This is a genomic window from Streptomyces sp. NPDC057424 (genome assembly GCF_042803315.1).
GTDB lineage: Bacteria > Actinomycetota > Actinomycetes > Streptomycetales > Streptomycetaceae > Streptomyces.
Window position 1 is genome coordinate 296,418 of the sequence record NZ_JBHVCP010000001.1, and the last position, 15,511, is coordinate 311,928.

Consider the following 15,511-nt stretch of genomic DNA (forward strand, 5'->3'; position numbering starts at 1 on the left):
AGGGCCTTCGTCCGGTCACCCGTTGCAGAGGGCGAAGCACTCGGTCGGGGACCCTTTGACGGCTTCTCCCGGGAGTCGCTACTGCGTCCAACGAAGAAAGCAGCCGACAGGGTCGGGGCGAGGAGGGTTGCACCGCGGCTCGCAAGCCGCTGGCCGTGGATCATGTCCGAGTTCCGCTCACCGCGACGAGTAGCGACGAAACCCAGGTCAGAGCACATCTGACCTGGGTTTCCAGTGGAGCCCCCTGTCGGATTCGAACCGACGACCTACGCATTACAAGTGCGTTGCTCTGGCCAGCTGAGCTAAGGAGGCGGGTGCCGTGCGCCGCGTTGCCGTGCGCGAGGGCGGCACCACTGTACACAGAGCCCGTTACGCCGAGCCACGATGTTCCGGCCGGGCGGGGGTCACGGCGTGCGAGCGCTGACATCTCCTGTCAGGTACGCGGCTCATGCCGCGACAACGGCCCCCTGCGCGCCGACCGGCTCCTCGCCCGCGCTGGAGGCCGTGGCGGCGGCCGTGTGGGAGCGGCGGGCACTGCGGCCGCACTACCGGCGCTGGCGCGGCGAGGTGCGCCGGGAGGTGCGGCCGCCTGGGCTCGTCCTGAAGGGCGGCATCTGGTACCTGGTCGCCCTCGCGGAGGACGCCGTACGGACCTACCGGGTGTCGCGCGTGCTGTCCGTCGAGGACACGGGGGAGGTCTTCGAGCGCCCCGCCGGGTTCGACCTGGCCGCCTACTGGGCCGAGTCCTCCCGCCGGCTGGAGGCCGCCCTGCACCAGGGCACCGCCCGGCTGCGCATCTCACCCCGCGCGCGGCGGCTGCTGCCGATGCAGTTCGGTGCGGCGGGCGTGCGGGCCCCGGGCAGCGCGGGGCCGGCCGACGGGGGCGGCTGGGTGGAGGTGGAGCTGACCGTGGAGTCGGAGGCGGTCGCCGTGGGCGATCCGCTCCGGCTCGGAGCGGAGGCGGAGGTGCCTCGGCCCTCCCGGGCTCCGGCGGGCCGTGGCCCGGGCGGTGGCGGCGCCGGCCGACCGGTACGGGCAGCCGTGAACCGGCTCGGGCGGCCGTGACGTGCCGCTTCGAAAATTTCCGCGAAGTTCACATGCCCGGAACTACTGACAGACGTGTGAACGCCAGGTACCGTCCTGAGCCAGTTCACACGCGTGGACTACACCACAACGGAATCACCGTCGTGGCACCGCCTTCCTACTCGGATCGTCCGGCACGTTCCTGCCGGTAGAAGGGGTTCATTCACCATGGCCACTGTCTCGTTCGACAAGGCGACCCGGATCTACCCGGGTTCCACCAAGCCCGCCGTCGACGCGCTGGAGATCGACATCGAGGACGGCGAGTTCCTCGTCCTCGTCGGCCCCTCCGGCTGCGGCAAGTCCACCTCGCTCCGCATGCTCGCGGGGCTTGAGGACGTCAACGGCGGCGCCATCCGCATCGGTGACCGCGACGTCACGCACCTGCCGCCGAAGGACCGGGACATCGCCATGGTGTTCCAGAACTACGCGCTCTACCCCCACATGACCGTCGCCGACAACATGGGCTTCGCGCTCAAGATCGCCGGCGTCAACAAGGCGGAGATCCGGCAGAAGGTCGAGGAGGCCGCGAAGATCCTCGACCTCACCGAGTACCTGGACCGCAAGCCGAAGGCCCTCTCCGGCGGTCAGCGCCAGCGTGTCGCCATGGGCCGCGCCATCGTGCGTGAGCCCCAGGTGTTCCTCATGGACGAGCCGCTGTCCAACCTGGACGCCAAGCTCCGTGTCTCCACGCGTACGCAGATCGCCTCGCTCCAGCGCCGCCTGGGCATCACCACGGTCTACGTCACCCACGACCAGGTCGAGGCCATGACGATGGGTGACCGTGTGGCGGTCCTCAAGGACGGTCTGCTCCAGCAGATCGACACCCCGCGCAACATGTACGACAAGCCCGCCAACCTCTTCGTGGCCGGCTTCATCGGCTCCCCGGCGATGAACCTCGTCGAGGTGCCGGTCACCGACGGTGGTGTGAAGTTCGGCAAGTCGGTCGTGCCGGTGCAGCGTGACGCGCTCGCCGCCGCCACCGACAAGACCGTCACCGTCGGCGTCCGCCCCGAGCACTTCGAGGTGGCCGGCGCGGACGCCGAGCTGGGCCTCGCGGTCATGGTGAACGTGGTCGAGGAGCTGGGCGCCGACGCCTACGTGTACGGCACCGCCAAGGTCGGCGACGACTCCAAGGACCTCGTGGTCCGCGTCAGCGGCCGTGACGTCCCGGAGAAGGGCAGCACGCTGCACGTCGTGCCGCGCTCCGGCGAGAGCCACGTGTTCTCGACGTCGACCGGTGCGCGTCTGTCCGACTGATCAACCGGCGAACGCACAACCCCGGGTGATTCACCCAGGTTGACGAAGAAGGGCCCCGCAGCGCGCTGCGGGGCCCTTCTCGTTGTCGACAAATACCCCGGCAGACCGGACGTTTCGAGCAGTGTGCGTCAACGCCTTACCCAGAAAGTGGCACTCTCTCATCCCCCGAACCGGTGACTAAATGTCTACAAACCATTACCGGGCGCTACCCTCACACGCGTGAAGCACTCCATGAACCAACAGACGCGACGCGGCCGGGGCCCCGCCCGCCGGATCGGCCGCACCCTCGCTTTCGTCCTGCCCGTCGTCCTGGTGCTCTCCGGGACCCTCGCGGTCACCCGAGTCAACTGGTCGGGGAACTCCACCGACCCGGTGCTCACCGCCGCGGACACCTCCGTGGGCAGCCCACGGGCCGCCAAGCGCGCCCCCCAGGACGTCCTGCGCGACAAGCTGCTGACCGAACTGCAGGAGGAGGACCCGGGCGTCGCCCTCACCCACCTCCAGCAGGCCGTCAACGGCCGCCCGTCGCTGGCGAAGCACTGCGCCTCCATCGCCCGCGCCCTCGGCCAGGCCGCCGTCCGGGTCTACGGCCCGACCCGCGCCCAGTCCTACGCGCGGCCGGTCTGCGACACCGCCTTCGCCACCGGCGTCGCCGCCGCGCACAGCTGAGCACACCGCCCTGCCACCGGGTGGGATGTCCCTGACGGCTGACGCGGGAGCGATCGTCAGCCGCTGTCCCGGGCGGGACGCCACGTACAGTTCGTGTCCATGAGCGATCCGAGCGCCGCGTCCCGCCCCGTTCAAGCCGTCGTTCTGGCCGGTGGCCAGGGCTCCCGGCTGCGTCCGTACACCGACGACCGGCCCAAGCCGATGGTCGAGATCCCCGGGACGGGGACGCCGATCATCGGCCATCAGCTGTCCTGGCTCGCCGCCGAGGGTGTGACGGACGTCGTGGTCTCCTGCGGCCATCTCGCCGAGGTGCTGCAGAAGTGGCTGGAGACGGCCGAGCTGCCCGTCTCCGTCACGACGGTCGTCGAGCCGGAGCCGCTCGGGCGTGGCGGCGGCCTCAAGTACGCCGCGGCGCGTCTCCCCCACCCCGACCAGCCCTGGTACGCGACGAACGGCGACATCTGGACGCGTTTCTCGCTGCGGGACATGGCCGACTTCCACGCCGAGCGGGACGCCGTCGCGACGCTGGCGCTGGCGCGGCCCCGGCTGCCGTGGGGGGCGGTGCAGACCGACGGGTTCGGGCGTATCACCGACTTCATCGAGGCGCCGCCGTCGACCTTCGAGATCAACGCCGGTGTGTATGTCTTCTCCCCCGAGTTCGCCGGGCTGCTGCCGCACCGGGGCGACCATGAGCGGACGACGTTCCCTCATCTGGCCCGTGAGCGGCGGCTGGCCGGGTTCACGATCCCTCAGGGGTCGTACTGGCGGGCCATCGACACGGCGAAGGACCTGACCGAAGCGGCCAAGGAACTGGCCACGCTGGGGCGCTGAGAGCCCGGCAGGCCGCTCTCTGAACGGCTCGAAGGGGCCCCGCACCTGCGTGGACACTGTCGGCCAATGCCGCGCGCCGGAGCCAAGTGTCCGCACAGTCTCAGCGACACGCCGCGTGCACGGCGTGTCGCTGAGACTCTCGTACCACTTGTCGACCGTCCGCCGAATTCGCCGACAGCGTCCTGCGTGGTGCGGGGCCCCTCTCGCTGCCCGGGTCCGCCGGCTAGCCCAGCAGGCCGCCCACCAGGCCCGGACGCCCGGTGGAGGAGGAGTCGCCGCTGCCCGAGCCGCCCGTCGAGTCCGCGCCGCCGGTCGCCGTGCCGCCGGAGGTGGGGCCGGTCGTGGTGCTCGGGGCCTGGTCGGCCGGGGAGGACTGCTGGGGCGGGGCCTGGCCCGCGGTGCCCTGGGTCTGGCTGGGGGCGCCTCCGGTGACGGTGCCGGTGTCGCGGGTGGCGCCCGGCCGGGTCGTGGTGCCCGCGCTGGGGCTCGCCGAGCCGGCCGTGGCGCCCTGGGTGGGCGAGGAGGAGGCCGACGGGGTTTGCCTGTCCTGTCGCTTGCCGGGCTCACCCGGGAGCGGGGAGCCGGGCAGTTCGTTGCGCGGTGCCTCGCCGGGGCCCGGGACGACGACCCGGTCGGCGTCGCGGACGGCGCCGCCGAGCAGCGAGCCGACGAGCAGGGTGATCCCGGTGGCGATGGCGGTGACGAGGGCGCCGCGGCGCAGCACGTAACGGCGCAGGTCCCAGATGTCGGCGCGGGGGCCGAGACGGCGCCAGGCGCTGCCAGCCAGGCGGCCGTCGACGGAGTAGACGGGGGCACCGGCGATGATCAGCGGGGACCAGGCGGCGAGGTAGATGATGTCGGGCGTCTCGTAGGCCGGGACGCTCTTCCAGCTGACCGTGACCAACAGCGCGGCCGACAGCAGGGCGCCCAGGCAGGCGGCGACGCGCTGCCAGCATCCCAGCACCGTCAGGACGCCGACGATGACCTGCGCGAAGGCGATGACCAAGCCGGCGCCGACCGGGTGCTCGAGGGCGAACTGGCGCAGCGGCTCGGCGACTTCCCACGGGTGCAGGGTGTTGAGCCACTTGACCATGGAGCCGCGCTTGCCGCCTTCGAAGTAGACGGGGTCGCACAGCTTGCCCATGCCGGCGTAGATGGAGATGAAGCCGAGGAAGACGCGCAGCGGGAGCAGGACGACGCCGAGGTTCATCCGGCGGCCCGGGTAGTAGGCGTGCCGGGCGGGGTCGTCGCCGTGCCGCCTGGCCCGGCGCCCGGTGTCGTCCGCGCCGGTGGCGGACTCCTCGAACGCGCCGTCCTCGTAGGCCGGTTCGTCGTAGGCGCTGCCCACGGTGCGCATCGGCGGCAGCAGCCGGGTGCCGTCGGCGGGCTCGTGGGTGCGCTGGGGGCCCACGACCGGGGTCTCCACGGTCTGGACGAGGTCGTCCTGGTAGCCGTCACCCTCGTAGCCGGCGCCGCTGTAGCCCGCGCCCTGGTATCCGGGGCCGTCGTAGCCCGGGCCCACGCGGGAGATGACCTGGGTGGCTCCGGTGTCCGAGCCGGGCTCGTCGGCGTGGCGGACACTCTCGTGCCGTACGGCCTGCAGGAGCCGGTGCGCGCCGGTGTCGTCGGGGGCGGACCTGCCGCTCCAGACGACGGGCCGGCGGCGGGCGGTGGCCGCGTCCGCCTCGCCCCCCACGAGGGGCATGCGGGCGGTGTCCTCGGTGGCGGTCAGGTGCCGTGCGACCCGGGGGGACTGGACGCGACGCGTCGAGACGCCCAACTGCACGCGGAAACTCGCGTGATTGACGATGACCTGCGCCGGGTCGCTCGGCACCTTCACCATGCTCAGCGCGGGAGCGTCGTCGAGTCCCGACGAGCGGTCCCCCGTGGGAGTGCGGGGTGTTCTGGTGTCCACACTCATCTAACCGAGTGACGTCGGGTTAGGACACTGCTTTGACCCGCCGGATCTGTCCGGACCCCGTCAAGCTTGTCCTCGTCGCCCCGATGACACCGGAATTACCCCGTACGGGTGAAGTTCCGGACGTCTGTTCAGCGGCGTCGGCGAGCCGCCTCGTACAGCACGATCCCCGCCGCCACACCGGCGTTGAGCGACTCGGCGCCGCCCGGCATCGGGATCCGCACCCGGTAGTCGCAGGTCTCCCCGACCAGCCGGGACAGCCCCTTGCCCTCGCTGCCGACGACGATGGCGACGGGGCCGCTCAGCGCCTCCAGCTCGCCGAGCTCGGACTCGCCGTCGGCGGCCAGGCCGACGACCACGATGCCGGCCTTCTTGTAGGCCTCGAGCGCCCGGGTGAGGTTGGTGGCACGGGCGACCGGGGTGCGGGCCGCCGTACCGGCGGACGTCTTCCAGGCACCGGCCGTCATACCGGCCGCGCGGCGCTCGGGCACGACGACGCCGTGACCGCCGAAGGCCGAGACGGAGCGGACGACCGCGCCGAGGTTGCGGGGGTCGGTGACGCCGTCGAGGGCGACGATCAGCGGGTCCTCGGCGGCGTCGTAGGCGGCGGACGCCAGGTCCTCGGGGTGGGCGTACTCGTACGGCGGGACCTGCAGGACCAGGCCCTGGTGGTTGAGGCCGTTGGTCATCCGGTCCAGCTCGGGACGCGGGGCCTCCATGAGGTTGATGCCGCCGCGCTCGGCGGCGGCCTGGAGGGCCTCGCGCACCCGCTCGTCGTTGTCGATGAACTGCTGGACGTAGAGGGTCGAGGCCGGGACGCCCTCGCGCAGCGCCTCCAGGACGGGGTTGCGTCCGACGACCAGCTCGGACGTGCCCTTGCCGCCGCGGCCGCGGGCCACGGGCCGGCGTACGGCCTGCTTCGCCTTGGCGTTGGCGACGCGGTTCTTCTTGTGTCCCTTGCGCATCTCGGCGGGCGGGGTCGGGCCCTTGCCCTCGAGGCCCCGGCGCCGCTGGCCGCCACTGCCGACCTGCGCGCCCTTCTTGCCGGACATGCGGCGGTTGTTCGCGGCCATTGAGCTACCCGTCTCCGTGAAGTGATGCGTACGTACGTCGGTGGACGTCTGTTATGTCTGTGCAGTGTGCCGCCCGGAGGCCCGGGCGGCACAGTCGAGCAGCCCGTGGGGCTTCTCTCAGCGCGGGCCGAGGCTCCAGCGCGGTCCCTGCGGGCCGTCCTCGATGACCAGGCCGGACTGGCTCAGCTGGTCGCGGATGGCGTCCGCGGTCGGCCAGTCCTTGCGGGCCCGGGCGGCCTCGCGCTGGTCGAGGACCATGCGGACGAGCGTGTCGACCACCCCGTGCAGGTCCTGGCCCCGGTCGCCCTCCCCGGCCCAGCGCGGGTCGAGCGGGTCGAGGCCGAGGACGCCGAGCATGGCACGGACCTCGGCGAGCCGGGCCACCGCGGCTTCCTTGTCGTCGGCGGCCAGCGCGCTGTTGCCCTGCCGGACCGTGGTGTGCACCACGGCGAGCGCCTGCGGCACGCCCAGGTCGTCGTCCATGGCCTCGGCGAAGGCGAGCGGAACCTCGGCGGCGGGCTCGACGGCACCGGCCTTCTCCACGACGCGCTGGACGAAGCCCTCGATCCGCGCGAACGCCGACTCGGCCTCGCGCAGTGCCTCCTCGCTGTACTCGATCATCGAGCGGTAGTGCGGGGTGCCGAGGTAGTAGCGCAGCACGATGGGCCGCCAGCGCTTGACCATCTCGCTGACCAGGACCGAGTTGCCGAGCGACTTGGACATCTTCTCGCCGCTCATGGTGACCCAGGCGTTGTGCACCCAGTACCGGGCGAAGTCGTCGCCGTAGGCCTTGGCCTGGGCGATCTCGTTCTCGTGGTGCGGGAAGACCAGGTCGAGGCCGCCGCCGTGGATGTCGAAGGCCGTCCCGAGGTACTTGTGCGCCATCGCCGAGCACTCCAGGTGCCAGCCAGGACGGCCGCGGCCCCAGGGCGTCTCCCAGTCGGGCTCACCGGGCTTGGTGGCCTTCCACATGGCGAAGTCGCGCGGGTCGCGCTTGCCCGAGACGCCCTCGTCGGGCTGGCGCAGATCGTCGATGTCCTGGTTGGACAGCGCCAGGTACTCGGGGAAGGAGCGGACGTCGAAGTAGACGCTGCCGTCCGCGACGTAGGCGTGCCCGCGCTCGATGAGGCCGCGCATCATCTCGACCATCTCGGTGATGTGCCCCGTGGCCCGCGGCTCGTACGTCGGGGGCAGGCAACCGAGGGCGTGGTAGCCGTCGTTGAACGCGCGCTCGTTCTCGTAGCCGATGGCCCACCAGGGGCGGTCCTGGTCGGCCGACTTGGCGATGATCTTGTCGTCGATGTCCGTCACGTTCCGCACGAACGTGACGTCGTAGCCGCGGTACTCGAACCAGCGGCGCATGATGTCGAAGTTCAGCCCGGAGCGGATGTGCCCGATGTGCGGGGCGGCCTGCACGGTGGCACCGCACAGGTAGATCGAGACGCAACCCGGCTGGAGCGGGGAGAAGTCACGGATCTGCCGGGCGCTGGTGTCGTACAGGCGAATAGTCACCACTCCAGGGTAGTGGGCCCCGGGGTGTGCCTCAGGACCTTCACCTCGGGGGCGCACACATTCGTGACATTGACAACGGGAACGTCCCACCCCTTGCCCTCAGCCGGTGCGCACCACCAGCGCGGTGGCCACCGCCATCAGTCCTTCGTCCCGGCCGGGGAAGCCGAGGCCGTCCGTCGTCGCACCCGACACCGACACCGGGGCTCCGGCCGCCTCCGACAGGAGTTCCTGGGCCTCGTCCCGGCGCTTGCCGATCTTCGGGCGGGGGCCCACCACCTGTACGGCGATGTTGCCGATCCGGAAGCCCGACTCGCGCACGATGCGCGCGGCCTCGGTCAGGAGGGTGACCCCGGAGGCGCCCGACCACTCGGGGCGGCCCGTGCCGAAGTGCTGCCCGAGGTCGCCGAGGCCGGCGGCGGAGAAGAGGGCGTTGCAGGCGGCGTGGGCGACGACGTCCGCGTCGGAGTGACCGGCCAGGCCCGGGCCCTCGCCCTCCCACTTCAGGCCGGCGCACCACAGCTCGCGGCCTTCCTCGAAGGCGTGGATGTCGGTGCCGATGCCGACCTGGGGCAGCGGGAACCCACCCGGCGGCAGCCGGACATCAGATGCCTCAGAAGCCATCGTTGAGCCTCCTGCGGGCCAGGACCGCCTCGGCGAGGACCAGGTCCAGGGGGCGGGTGACCTTGAACGCCTCCTCGTGACCGGGGACGGCCACGACCGTGAGGCCGAGCTGCTCGACCATGCCGGCGTCGTCGGTGACCTCGCCGGTCACCGTCTCGTGCGCCCGGACCAGCGTGGCCCGGTCGAAGCCCTGCGGGGTCTGCACGGCCCGCAGCAGGGCGCGCTCCGGCGTGGCGACGACCGGCTCCGGCTCGCCGGGGGTGCCGGCGGGCTCGACCTGCTTGACGGTGTCGGCCAGCGGCAGCGCGGGGACCACGGCCGGTGCGCCGTCCCGTACCGCCTCGATCACGGCGTCGACCGTGTCCACCGGCACCAGCGGGCGGGCCGCGTCGTGGACCAGCACGATGTCGTGGCCGGGCGGCAGCGCGTCCAGACCGAGCTTCACGGACTCCTGACGGCTCTGCCCGCCCGGGACGACGAGGAAGTCCGTCCGCTCGGGCAGCGCGTGCGCGTCGAGCAGCGACTTGACCTCGGCGGCACCGTCGGGCGGGGCCACGACGACGACCAGGGAGACGGCGCGGGAGGCGGCCATCGCACGGACCGCGTGGATCAGCATGGGGGTGCCGCCGAGCGCGCGAAGCGCCTTGGGGGCGCCCGGGCCGAGCCGGACACCGCGGCCGGCGGCCGGGATCACGGCTGCCGTACGGGCCGCGGAGGGGCCGGCGGGCGGCGAGGGAAGCGAATCGTCAGACATCGGTTCCTGTCAGGTTTGTGGGCTGGCCTGGCGTGGGTATGGCCTGGAGGAGTGCCGGGCGCGACGCGCTCGACCGGACCCTTCCGTGACGCCGGTCGAGCCGGCTGCCCGGGCCCGGCACACCACACCACCGGGGCGTGAGTGATAGCACATCCGAGGTGGCGGCGCATCGGCGCCGGAGTACGAACATGCCGCAGCGCCCGGCGACAAGGAATTCGTCATCGGGCACCGCGGCATTTCGATGTGCAGGCGTGCGCTTGATGCGCAGAGCGCTGCGCGACCGGCTTCGCCTCAGGAGGCGAGAACCTCGTCGAGCAGGGCTTCGGCCTTGTCCTCGTTGGTGTTCTCCGCGAGGGCCAGCTCGCTCACCAGAATCTGGCGGGCCTTGGCGAGCATGCGCTTCTCACCAGCGGAGAGTCCACGCTCGCGCTCACGACGCCACAGGTCACGGACGACTTCCGCGACCTTGATGACATCGCCCGAGGCGAGCTTCTCCAGGTTTGCCTTGTATCGACGGGACCAGTTCGTGGGCTCCTCGGCGTACGGCGCGCGCAGCACCTCGAAGACCCGGTCCAGCCCGTCCTGACCGACCACATCACGCACGCCGACGAACTCCGCATTGTCCGCTGGCACACGTACCGTCAGGTCGCCCTGGGCGACCTTCAGCACCAAGTAGGTCTTGTCCACGCCTTTGATCTGGCGAGTTTCGATAGCCTCGATCAGCGCGGCCCCGTGATGGGGATAGACCACGGTGTCGCCAACCTTGAACGTCATGTGACAGGTACCCCTTCCGTGGCTATCCAGGGTAACACGGAAACTGCGGGTACTGAATGGCGTTTTCGCAGGTCAGGGCATATCTCGGGGCTTGACAACTCCAACAGGAACGTGCTTCGGACAGGGAGTGGAAGAAGGTATTCGCAGGTGGGAGCGGCTCTCCGGGGCGAGCGAAACGCGTACGTTACACGCATCCGGAGCATCCTCCAGACGGCCGAACATCCCCATATGTCCGGTTCCATGTGGTCGACTTCCGCTACTCCGTTCGGTGGCCCGAGCCGGGTTCCGGTCGAATCCGGAATTGATCACGAGGTGCCCGGACGGAGCACCGGTGATCAATTCCCAGGTGACCCGCGCATTCCTTCACGGAAATTTTGCGACCGCCCGCGGCTCTTATGTGAATGCCGCACGAGCACCACGCCAATGTGACGCAGGAGTCACATGTGGTTCTGGTGGGATCAGCGGTGCCGGGGGGTCGGGTGCGGCCGGACGAGGGCGGCTCGGTAACCTAAGGCCCGCTGACAGACACTTAGGGCGGCTTGATCGGCCGCTCCGCTCGAGTCAAGGAGTCGCCGCCGCCGTGAGCAGCAGCCTTCGACGCGGTGCCCTCGCCGCCGCCGTCACCGCGTTCTCGATCGCCTCGCTCGCCGCGTGCGGGGCCGGCAACAGCGCCCAGACCCTGGAGATCAAGCCGGACAACGCGGCCACGAGCGTCGGGGACATCAAGGTCCAGAACGCGATCGTGATCACACAGCCCGACCTCGAATCCACCGGCCCGGCCGCGATCTCCGCGACCTTCTTCAACTCCGGCAGGAGCGCCGAGACGCTGGAGTCCATCACCCTCCCCGGCACCGGCAAGACCGCCGAGCTCAAGCCCGCCAAGGGCGGCAGCCTCAGCATCCCGCCCGGCGGCTCCCTGATCCTGGGCGGCCGAGGCAACGCCACGGCGACGCTGCCGAGCAGCCGTGAGGCCGTGCAGGACGGCAACGCCCAGAAGGTCACCTTCACCTTCAGCAAGACGGGTGCCGTGAGCCTGCGCGCGTTCGTCGTCCCCGCCGAGCACCACTTCAAGGAGTGGGGCCCGAGCGAGGTCCCGGCCGCGCCGGGTGCCTCGGCGTCGCCGTCCGGGTCGCCGTCCGGTTCTCCCGCCGAGGGTGAGCCGGGCGCGCCGGAGAGCCCCGCGGGCGGTGAGACGCCGGGTGGCCACGGGGCGTCCGGCACGCCGACCGACGCGGCCTCGGCGAGCGCCGGGCACTGAGCAGTCGCACAAAGGGCGGGACCTCTCCTCGGAGAGGTCCCGCCCTTTGTGCTGCCGTCGTGCGCGGCCGGTCTACGGCTCGAACTTGTAGCCGAGGCCGCGGACCGTCACCAGGTAGCGCGGGGCGCCCGGGTCCGGCTCGATCTTGGCGCGCAGGCGCTTGACGTGGACGTCGAGGGTCTTGGTGTCACCGACGTAGTCGGCGCCCCAGACGCGGTCGATGAGCTGCATTCGGGTCAGGACGCGGCCGGCGTTGCGCAGCAGCATCTCCAGCAGGTCGAACTCCTTCAGCGGGAGATCGATCTTGGTGCCGCCGACGGTGACCACGTGCCGGTCGACGTCCATGCGGACCGGACCGGCCTCCAGGGCCGCCGGGGTGACTTCCTCGGGCTCGCCGCGGCGGCGCAGCACGGCACGGATGCGCGCGACCAGCTCGCGCGAGGAGAACGGCTTGGTGACGTAGTCGTCGGCTCCTATCTCCAGCCCGACCACCTTGTCGATCTCGCTGTCCTTGGCGGTCACCATGATGACGGGGACGTTGGAGCGGCCGCGCAGCTGGCGGCACACCTCGGTGCCCGGCAGGCCGGGCAGCATCAGGTCGAGCAGGACGAGGTCGGCGCCGTTGCGCTCGAACTCGTCGAGTCCTTCGGGCCCGGTGGTCGCGACGGCGACCTCGAAGCCCTCCTTGCGGAGCATGTACGACAGGGCGTCGGAAAAGGACTCCTCGTCCTCGACGACGAGCACTCGGGTCACGGAAGGACCTCCGGGGCGGGAAGCGTTTCGTACGCTGTTGATTCGGGGGATGTGAGGGTGGACCGCCCGGCCTCCTCGTCGAGGCCCGCGCCTCCTGCGCGTGTCTCTCGGGCGGGCTGCTGATGTGCGCGGTCGCGGGCCGCACCGGCCTCCGGCAGCCGCAGGGTGAAGGTGGAGCCCTGGCCTTCGGCGCTCCACACCGTGACCTCCCCGCCGTGCGAGGCGGCCACGTGCTTCACGATCGCCAGCCCCAGCCCCGTACCACCGGTGGCACGGGAGCGGGCCGGGTCGACGCGGTAGAAGCGCTCGAAGATGCGCTCCTTGTCCTTGTCGGAGATGCCGATGCCCTGGTCGGTGACGGCGATCTCGATGTGGTTCCCGCCGGGCGCGTTCACACTGCGGGCCGCTATGCCGACGCGGGTGCGGGCGGGCGAGTAGTTGACCGCGTTCTCGACGAGGTTGCCGAGGGCGGCGGCGAGCTGGCCGCGGTTGCCCCACACGCGCAGGCCGGCGGGGCCGTCCGCCCGTCGCCCGCCACCCTGATCGGGCCCTTCGGGCGCCCATACGTTCGAGGCCATGGTGATCTGTTTGGCGCCGGCCTGGTGCCGGCAGCGGTCGACGGCCTCGGCGACGAGCTCGTCGACGCGGACCGGCTCGGCGTCCTCGAGCGGGTCGTCGTTCTGCACCCGTGAGAGGTCGATGAGTTCCTGCACCAGGCTGGTGAGCCGGGTGGCCTCGATCTGCATGCGCCCGGCGAACCGCTGGACGGCCTCGGGATCGTCGGAGGCGTCCATCACGGCCTCGGAGAGCAGCGAGAGGGCACCCACGGGCGTCTTCAGCTCGTGGCTCACGTTCGCGACGAAGTCGCGCCGGACCGCCTCGATGCGGCGGGCCTCGGTCAGGTCCTCCACGAGCAGCAGCACCAGCCGGGAGCCGAGCGGCGCGACCCGCGCGGAGACGGCCAAGGCCTCTCCGCGTCCGGTGCCGCGCCGCGGCAGGTCCAGCTCGACCTGGCGTATCTCGCCGTCCCGCCGGGTGTCCCGGGCCATCTGCAGCATCGGCTCGACGGCGAGCTTGCCGCCGCGGACCAGGCCGAGGGCGTACGCCGCCGAGCTGGCCTTGACCACGGCGTCCGCCTCGTCGAGGACGACGGCGGACGACCTGAGGACCGACAGGACCGTGTCCACGCCCGGCGGGAGCACCGCGTCCGTGTGCAGTGAGCTACGGGTGGGGCGCTTCTGCTCGCGCTCACTCCAGCGGAACGCGAGCATGGCGATGACGCCGGTGAGCACCCCGGCGATCGCTGCCGCTGCGGCGACCGCCGCGTTCACGTCCATGTACCCAGGTTAGACACGGGGCGGGCACCCTCCACAGCCGTCGGGCTGCGAGCTCGAACACTCGTCGCCCAGAGTTCACCTTGGAGCCAGTATTGGTTCATTTGGGATGACGGAAACGGACGCGTAGGGGCCGGAACGTGGGAGCGTGGGGTTCGGACCGTTGGTCGTACGACGGTCGTACCGCCGGTTGTCCGGTGGGCCCCGGCCCTTGGACCCCCGACTGAGACGTACGAGAGGGAAGCCTGATGCGGGACGCGTACCACGAGGAACTGGACTCGATCGGCGACGGTCTGGTGGAGATGGCCCGGCTGGTCGGGTCGGCGATCGGACGCGCCACGACCGCCATGCTCGACTCCGACCTGAAGCTGGCCGAGAACGTGATCGAGGCCGACCAGCGGGTCGACGAGCTCCAGCACGAACTGGAGGCCCGGGCCATAGCCCTGCTGGCGCGGCAGCAGCCGGTGGCGACGGACCTGCGCATCGTCGTCACGTCGCTGCGGATGTCGGCCGACCTGGAGCGCTCGGGCGACCTCGCCCAGCACGTGGCGAAGCTCGCGCGCCTGCGCTACCCGGACCGCGCCGTCCCGAGCGACCTGCACGCCACCATCCTGGAGATGGGCCAGCTCGCGCAGCGCCTGATGGCGAAGGCCGCCGAGGTGATCATCACCAAGGACGTCGACCTGGCGCTGCAGCTGGAGCAGGACGACGACGAGATGGACCTGCTGCACCGCACCCTCTTCCAGCACCTGATGGACGACCGCTGGAAGCACGGCATCGAGACGGCCGTGGACGTCACCCTGCTCGGCCGCTACTACGAGCGGTTCGCCGACCACGCGGTCTCGGTCGCCAAGCGCGTGGTGTACCTGGTGACGGGTGAGCACGCGGACGAACTCCAGACGGACTCGCAGCCGGAGATCCAGGCGGTTTCGGGGGCGGAGAGCGCCTGACGGCCGCGTCCGGGGGGCGGGCGCCGGTACGGGCCGGGGGCGGCCGGGGACCGGCCGGGGCGCGCGGGCGCCTCAGTGCGCCGTTGATGCGCCCAGCGGAACGGGCATCCAATGGGCACAGGCACCAGCCTCGAGGAGGGACCCATGGCCGAATCCCCCAGCACGACGCCCGACCCCGCCCGGCAGCGCGAGACCGAGCAGCCCGCCGAGATCAGGAACCTGCCCCTGATCGCCGCGTGCGGCTGCGGCTCGGGCTGTGGCTGCGGGTGCCAGTCGGGCAGCCCCTGCCAGTGCGGCTGACGCCGGCGCGTTGTCGTTCGTACGACCTGTAGGGCTCCGGCGGTGTCGCCGGAGCCCTACGGCGTTCCGGTCTGGGGTCGCCCGGGTGGCCGTATCGGCGGAGCATGGGAGGGAGGCAAGGCGGCGCGGGCGAGTTCCGTGCCGGGAAGGAGGCGCGAGGCCATGGCCAAGTTCATGGATGTCCATCGCGGCATGAAGGGCATCACGGAGGAACAGCTGCGTGAAGCCCACAACGCGGACCTCGCGATCGAGAAGGACGAGCAGGTCCACTTCGAGATGGCCTGGGCGGACCCGGAGTCCGGCCACGTCTACTGCCTCTCCGAGGCCCCCTCTGCCGAAGCGGTCCAGCGCATCCACGAGCGCGCCGGCCACAAGGCGGACGAGGTGCACCCCGTGCCGCTGACCGTGCGGTGACCAGCCGCAC

Annotated in this window: 15 protein-coding genes, 1 tRNA gene and 1 pseudogene; 8 read left to right on the forward strand and 9 right to left on the reverse strand. The window is 71.3% G+C overall.

Annotated elements, in window-relative coordinates; genetic code table 11:
• Positions 1-235: 235 nt before the first annotated feature.
• Positions 236-312 (reverse strand) — tRNA-Thr (locus ACFU3E_RS01465).
• 177 nt (positions 313-489) lie between these two features.
• Here ACFU3E_RS01465 and ACFU3E_RS01470 point away from each other — a divergent pair.
• From ACFU3E_RS01470 to ACFU3E_RS01485, 4 genes and pseudogenes are all read left to right on the forward strand, one after another.
• A pseudogene (locus ACFU3E_RS01470) lies at positions 490-1,045 on the forward strand (helix-turn-helix transcriptional regulator); the annotation flags it as partial.
• Positions 1,046-1,251: 206 nt separating this feature from the next.
• Positions 1,252-2,340 carry an ABC transporter ATP-binding protein gene (locus tag ACFU3E_RS01475; RefSeq protein ID WP_384150252.1) on the forward strand — a complete coding sequence of 363 codons (1,089 nt, stop codon included), beginning with the start codon at positions 1,252-1,254 and terminating at the stop codon, positions 2,338-2,340.
• 219 nt (positions 2,341-2,559) lie between these two features.
• Complete coding sequence (locus tag ACFU3E_RS01480) at positions 2,560-3,009, forward strand: hypothetical protein (protein ID WP_175433275.1); 450 nt, start codon at positions 2,560-2,562, stop codon at positions 3,007-3,009.
• A gap of 99 nt (positions 3,010-3,108) precedes the next feature.
• Complete coding sequence (locus tag ACFU3E_RS01485) at positions 3,109-3,840, forward strand: NDP-sugar synthase (RefSeq protein WP_384150256.1); 732 nt, start codon at positions 3,109-3,111, stop codon at positions 3,838-3,840.
• Positions 3,841-4,063: 223 nt separating this feature from the next.
• On the opposite strand, the gene ACFU3E_RS01490 is transcribed toward ACFU3E_RS01485, so the two are convergent.
• The 6 genes from ACFU3E_RS01490 to ACFU3E_RS01515 all read right to left on the reverse strand — a co-directional run bounded on the left by ACFU3E_RS01490 (position 4,064) and on the right by ACFU3E_RS01515 (position 10,492).
• Positions 4,064-5,761, reverse strand: coding sequence for a DoxX family protein (locus ACFU3E_RS01490; protein ID WP_384150259.1), 1,698 nt, complete (start codon positions 5,759-5,761; stop codon positions 4,064-4,066).
• Between the two features lie 128 nt (positions 5,762-5,889).
• A complete protein-coding gene (gene rlmB, locus ACFU3E_RS01495; protein ID WP_384150262.1) occupies positions 5,890-6,831 on the reverse strand; it encodes a 23S rRNA (guanosine(2251)-2'-O)-methyltransferase RlmB in 942 nt (313 codons plus the stop codon).
• Between the two features lie 117 nt (positions 6,832-6,948).
• Complete coding sequence (gene cysS / locus ACFU3E_RS01500) at positions 6,949-8,343, reverse strand: cysteine--tRNA ligase (RefSeq protein ID WP_384150265.1); 1,395 nt, start codon at positions 8,341-8,343, stop codon at positions 6,949-6,951.
• Between the two features lie 99 nt (positions 8,344-8,442).
• Complete coding sequence (ispF, locus tag ACFU3E_RS01505) at positions 8,443-8,964, reverse strand: 2-C-methyl-D-erythritol 2,4-cyclodiphosphate synthase (RefSeq protein ID WP_384150268.1); 522 nt, start codon at positions 8,962-8,964, stop codon at positions 8,443-8,445.
• Entirely contained in the window at positions 8,954-9,718 is a 765-nt protein-coding gene (ispD, locus tag ACFU3E_RS01510) for a 2-C-methyl-D-erythritol 4-phosphate cytidylyltransferase (protein ID WP_384150271.1), read from the reverse strand. Before ispD ends, ispF begins: the two co-directional genes overlap by 11 nt.
• Before the next feature lie 291 nt (positions 9,719-10,009).
• The gene (locus tag ACFU3E_RS01515; RefSeq protein ID WP_003953493.1) at positions 10,010-10,492 is read right to left on the reverse strand and encodes a CarD family transcriptional regulator; all 483 of its coding nucleotides are present in this window, start codon (positions 10,490-10,492) and stop codon (positions 10,010-10,012) included.
• A 580-nt stretch (positions 10,493-11,072) separates the two neighbouring features.
• Between ACFU3E_RS01515 and ACFU3E_RS01520 the strand changes: the two genes are divergently transcribed.
• Positions 11,073-11,750, forward strand: a complete 678-nt coding sequence (locus tag ACFU3E_RS01520; RefSeq protein WP_384150274.1) for a DUF461 domain-containing protein — start codon at positions 11,073-11,075, stop codon at positions 11,748-11,750.
• A 72-nt stretch (positions 11,751-11,822) separates the two neighbouring features.
• Here ACFU3E_RS01520 and ACFU3E_RS01525 read toward each other — a convergent pair whose 3' ends face one another.
• Both ACFU3E_RS01525 and ACFU3E_RS01530 read right to left on the reverse strand, forming a co-directional pair.
• Positions 11,823-12,503: a response regulator gene (locus tag ACFU3E_RS01525; RefSeq protein WP_384150277.1), complete on the reverse strand. Its 681-nt coding sequence runs from the start codon at positions 12,501-12,503 to the stop codon at positions 11,823-11,825.
• A complete protein-coding gene (locus ACFU3E_RS01530; protein ID WP_384150280.1) occupies positions 12,500-13,840 on the reverse strand; it encodes a sensor histidine kinase in 1,341 nt (446 codons plus the stop codon). Before ACFU3E_RS01530 ends, ACFU3E_RS01525 begins: the two co-directional genes overlap by 4 nt.
• Positions 13,841-14,085: 245 nt before the next feature.
• Here ACFU3E_RS01530 and phoU point away from each other — a divergent pair, with 245 nt between their 5' ends.
• The 3 genes from phoU (at position 14,086) to ACFU3E_RS01545 (ending at position 15,501) form a co-directional block, all read left to right on the forward strand.
• The gene (gene phoU, locus ACFU3E_RS01535; RefSeq protein WP_384150283.1) at positions 14,086-14,787 is read left to right on the forward strand and encodes a phosphate signaling complex protein PhoU; all 702 of its coding nucleotides are present in this window, start codon (positions 14,086-14,088) and stop codon (positions 14,785-14,787) included.
• A 144-nt stretch (positions 14,788-14,931) separates the two neighbouring features.
• On the forward strand, positions 14,932-15,087 hold the full coding sequence (locus tag ACFU3E_RS01540) for a hypothetical protein (RefSeq protein ID WP_167455410.1): 156 nt from the start codon (positions 14,932-14,934) through the stop codon (positions 15,085-15,087).
• 162 nt (positions 15,088-15,249) lie between these two features.
• A complete protein-coding gene (locus ACFU3E_RS01545) occupies positions 15,250-15,501 on the forward strand; it encodes an SCO4226 family nickel-binding protein (RefSeq protein ID WP_384150286.1) in 252 nt (83 codons plus the stop codon).
• Positions 15,502-15,511 lie beyond the last annotated feature (10 nt).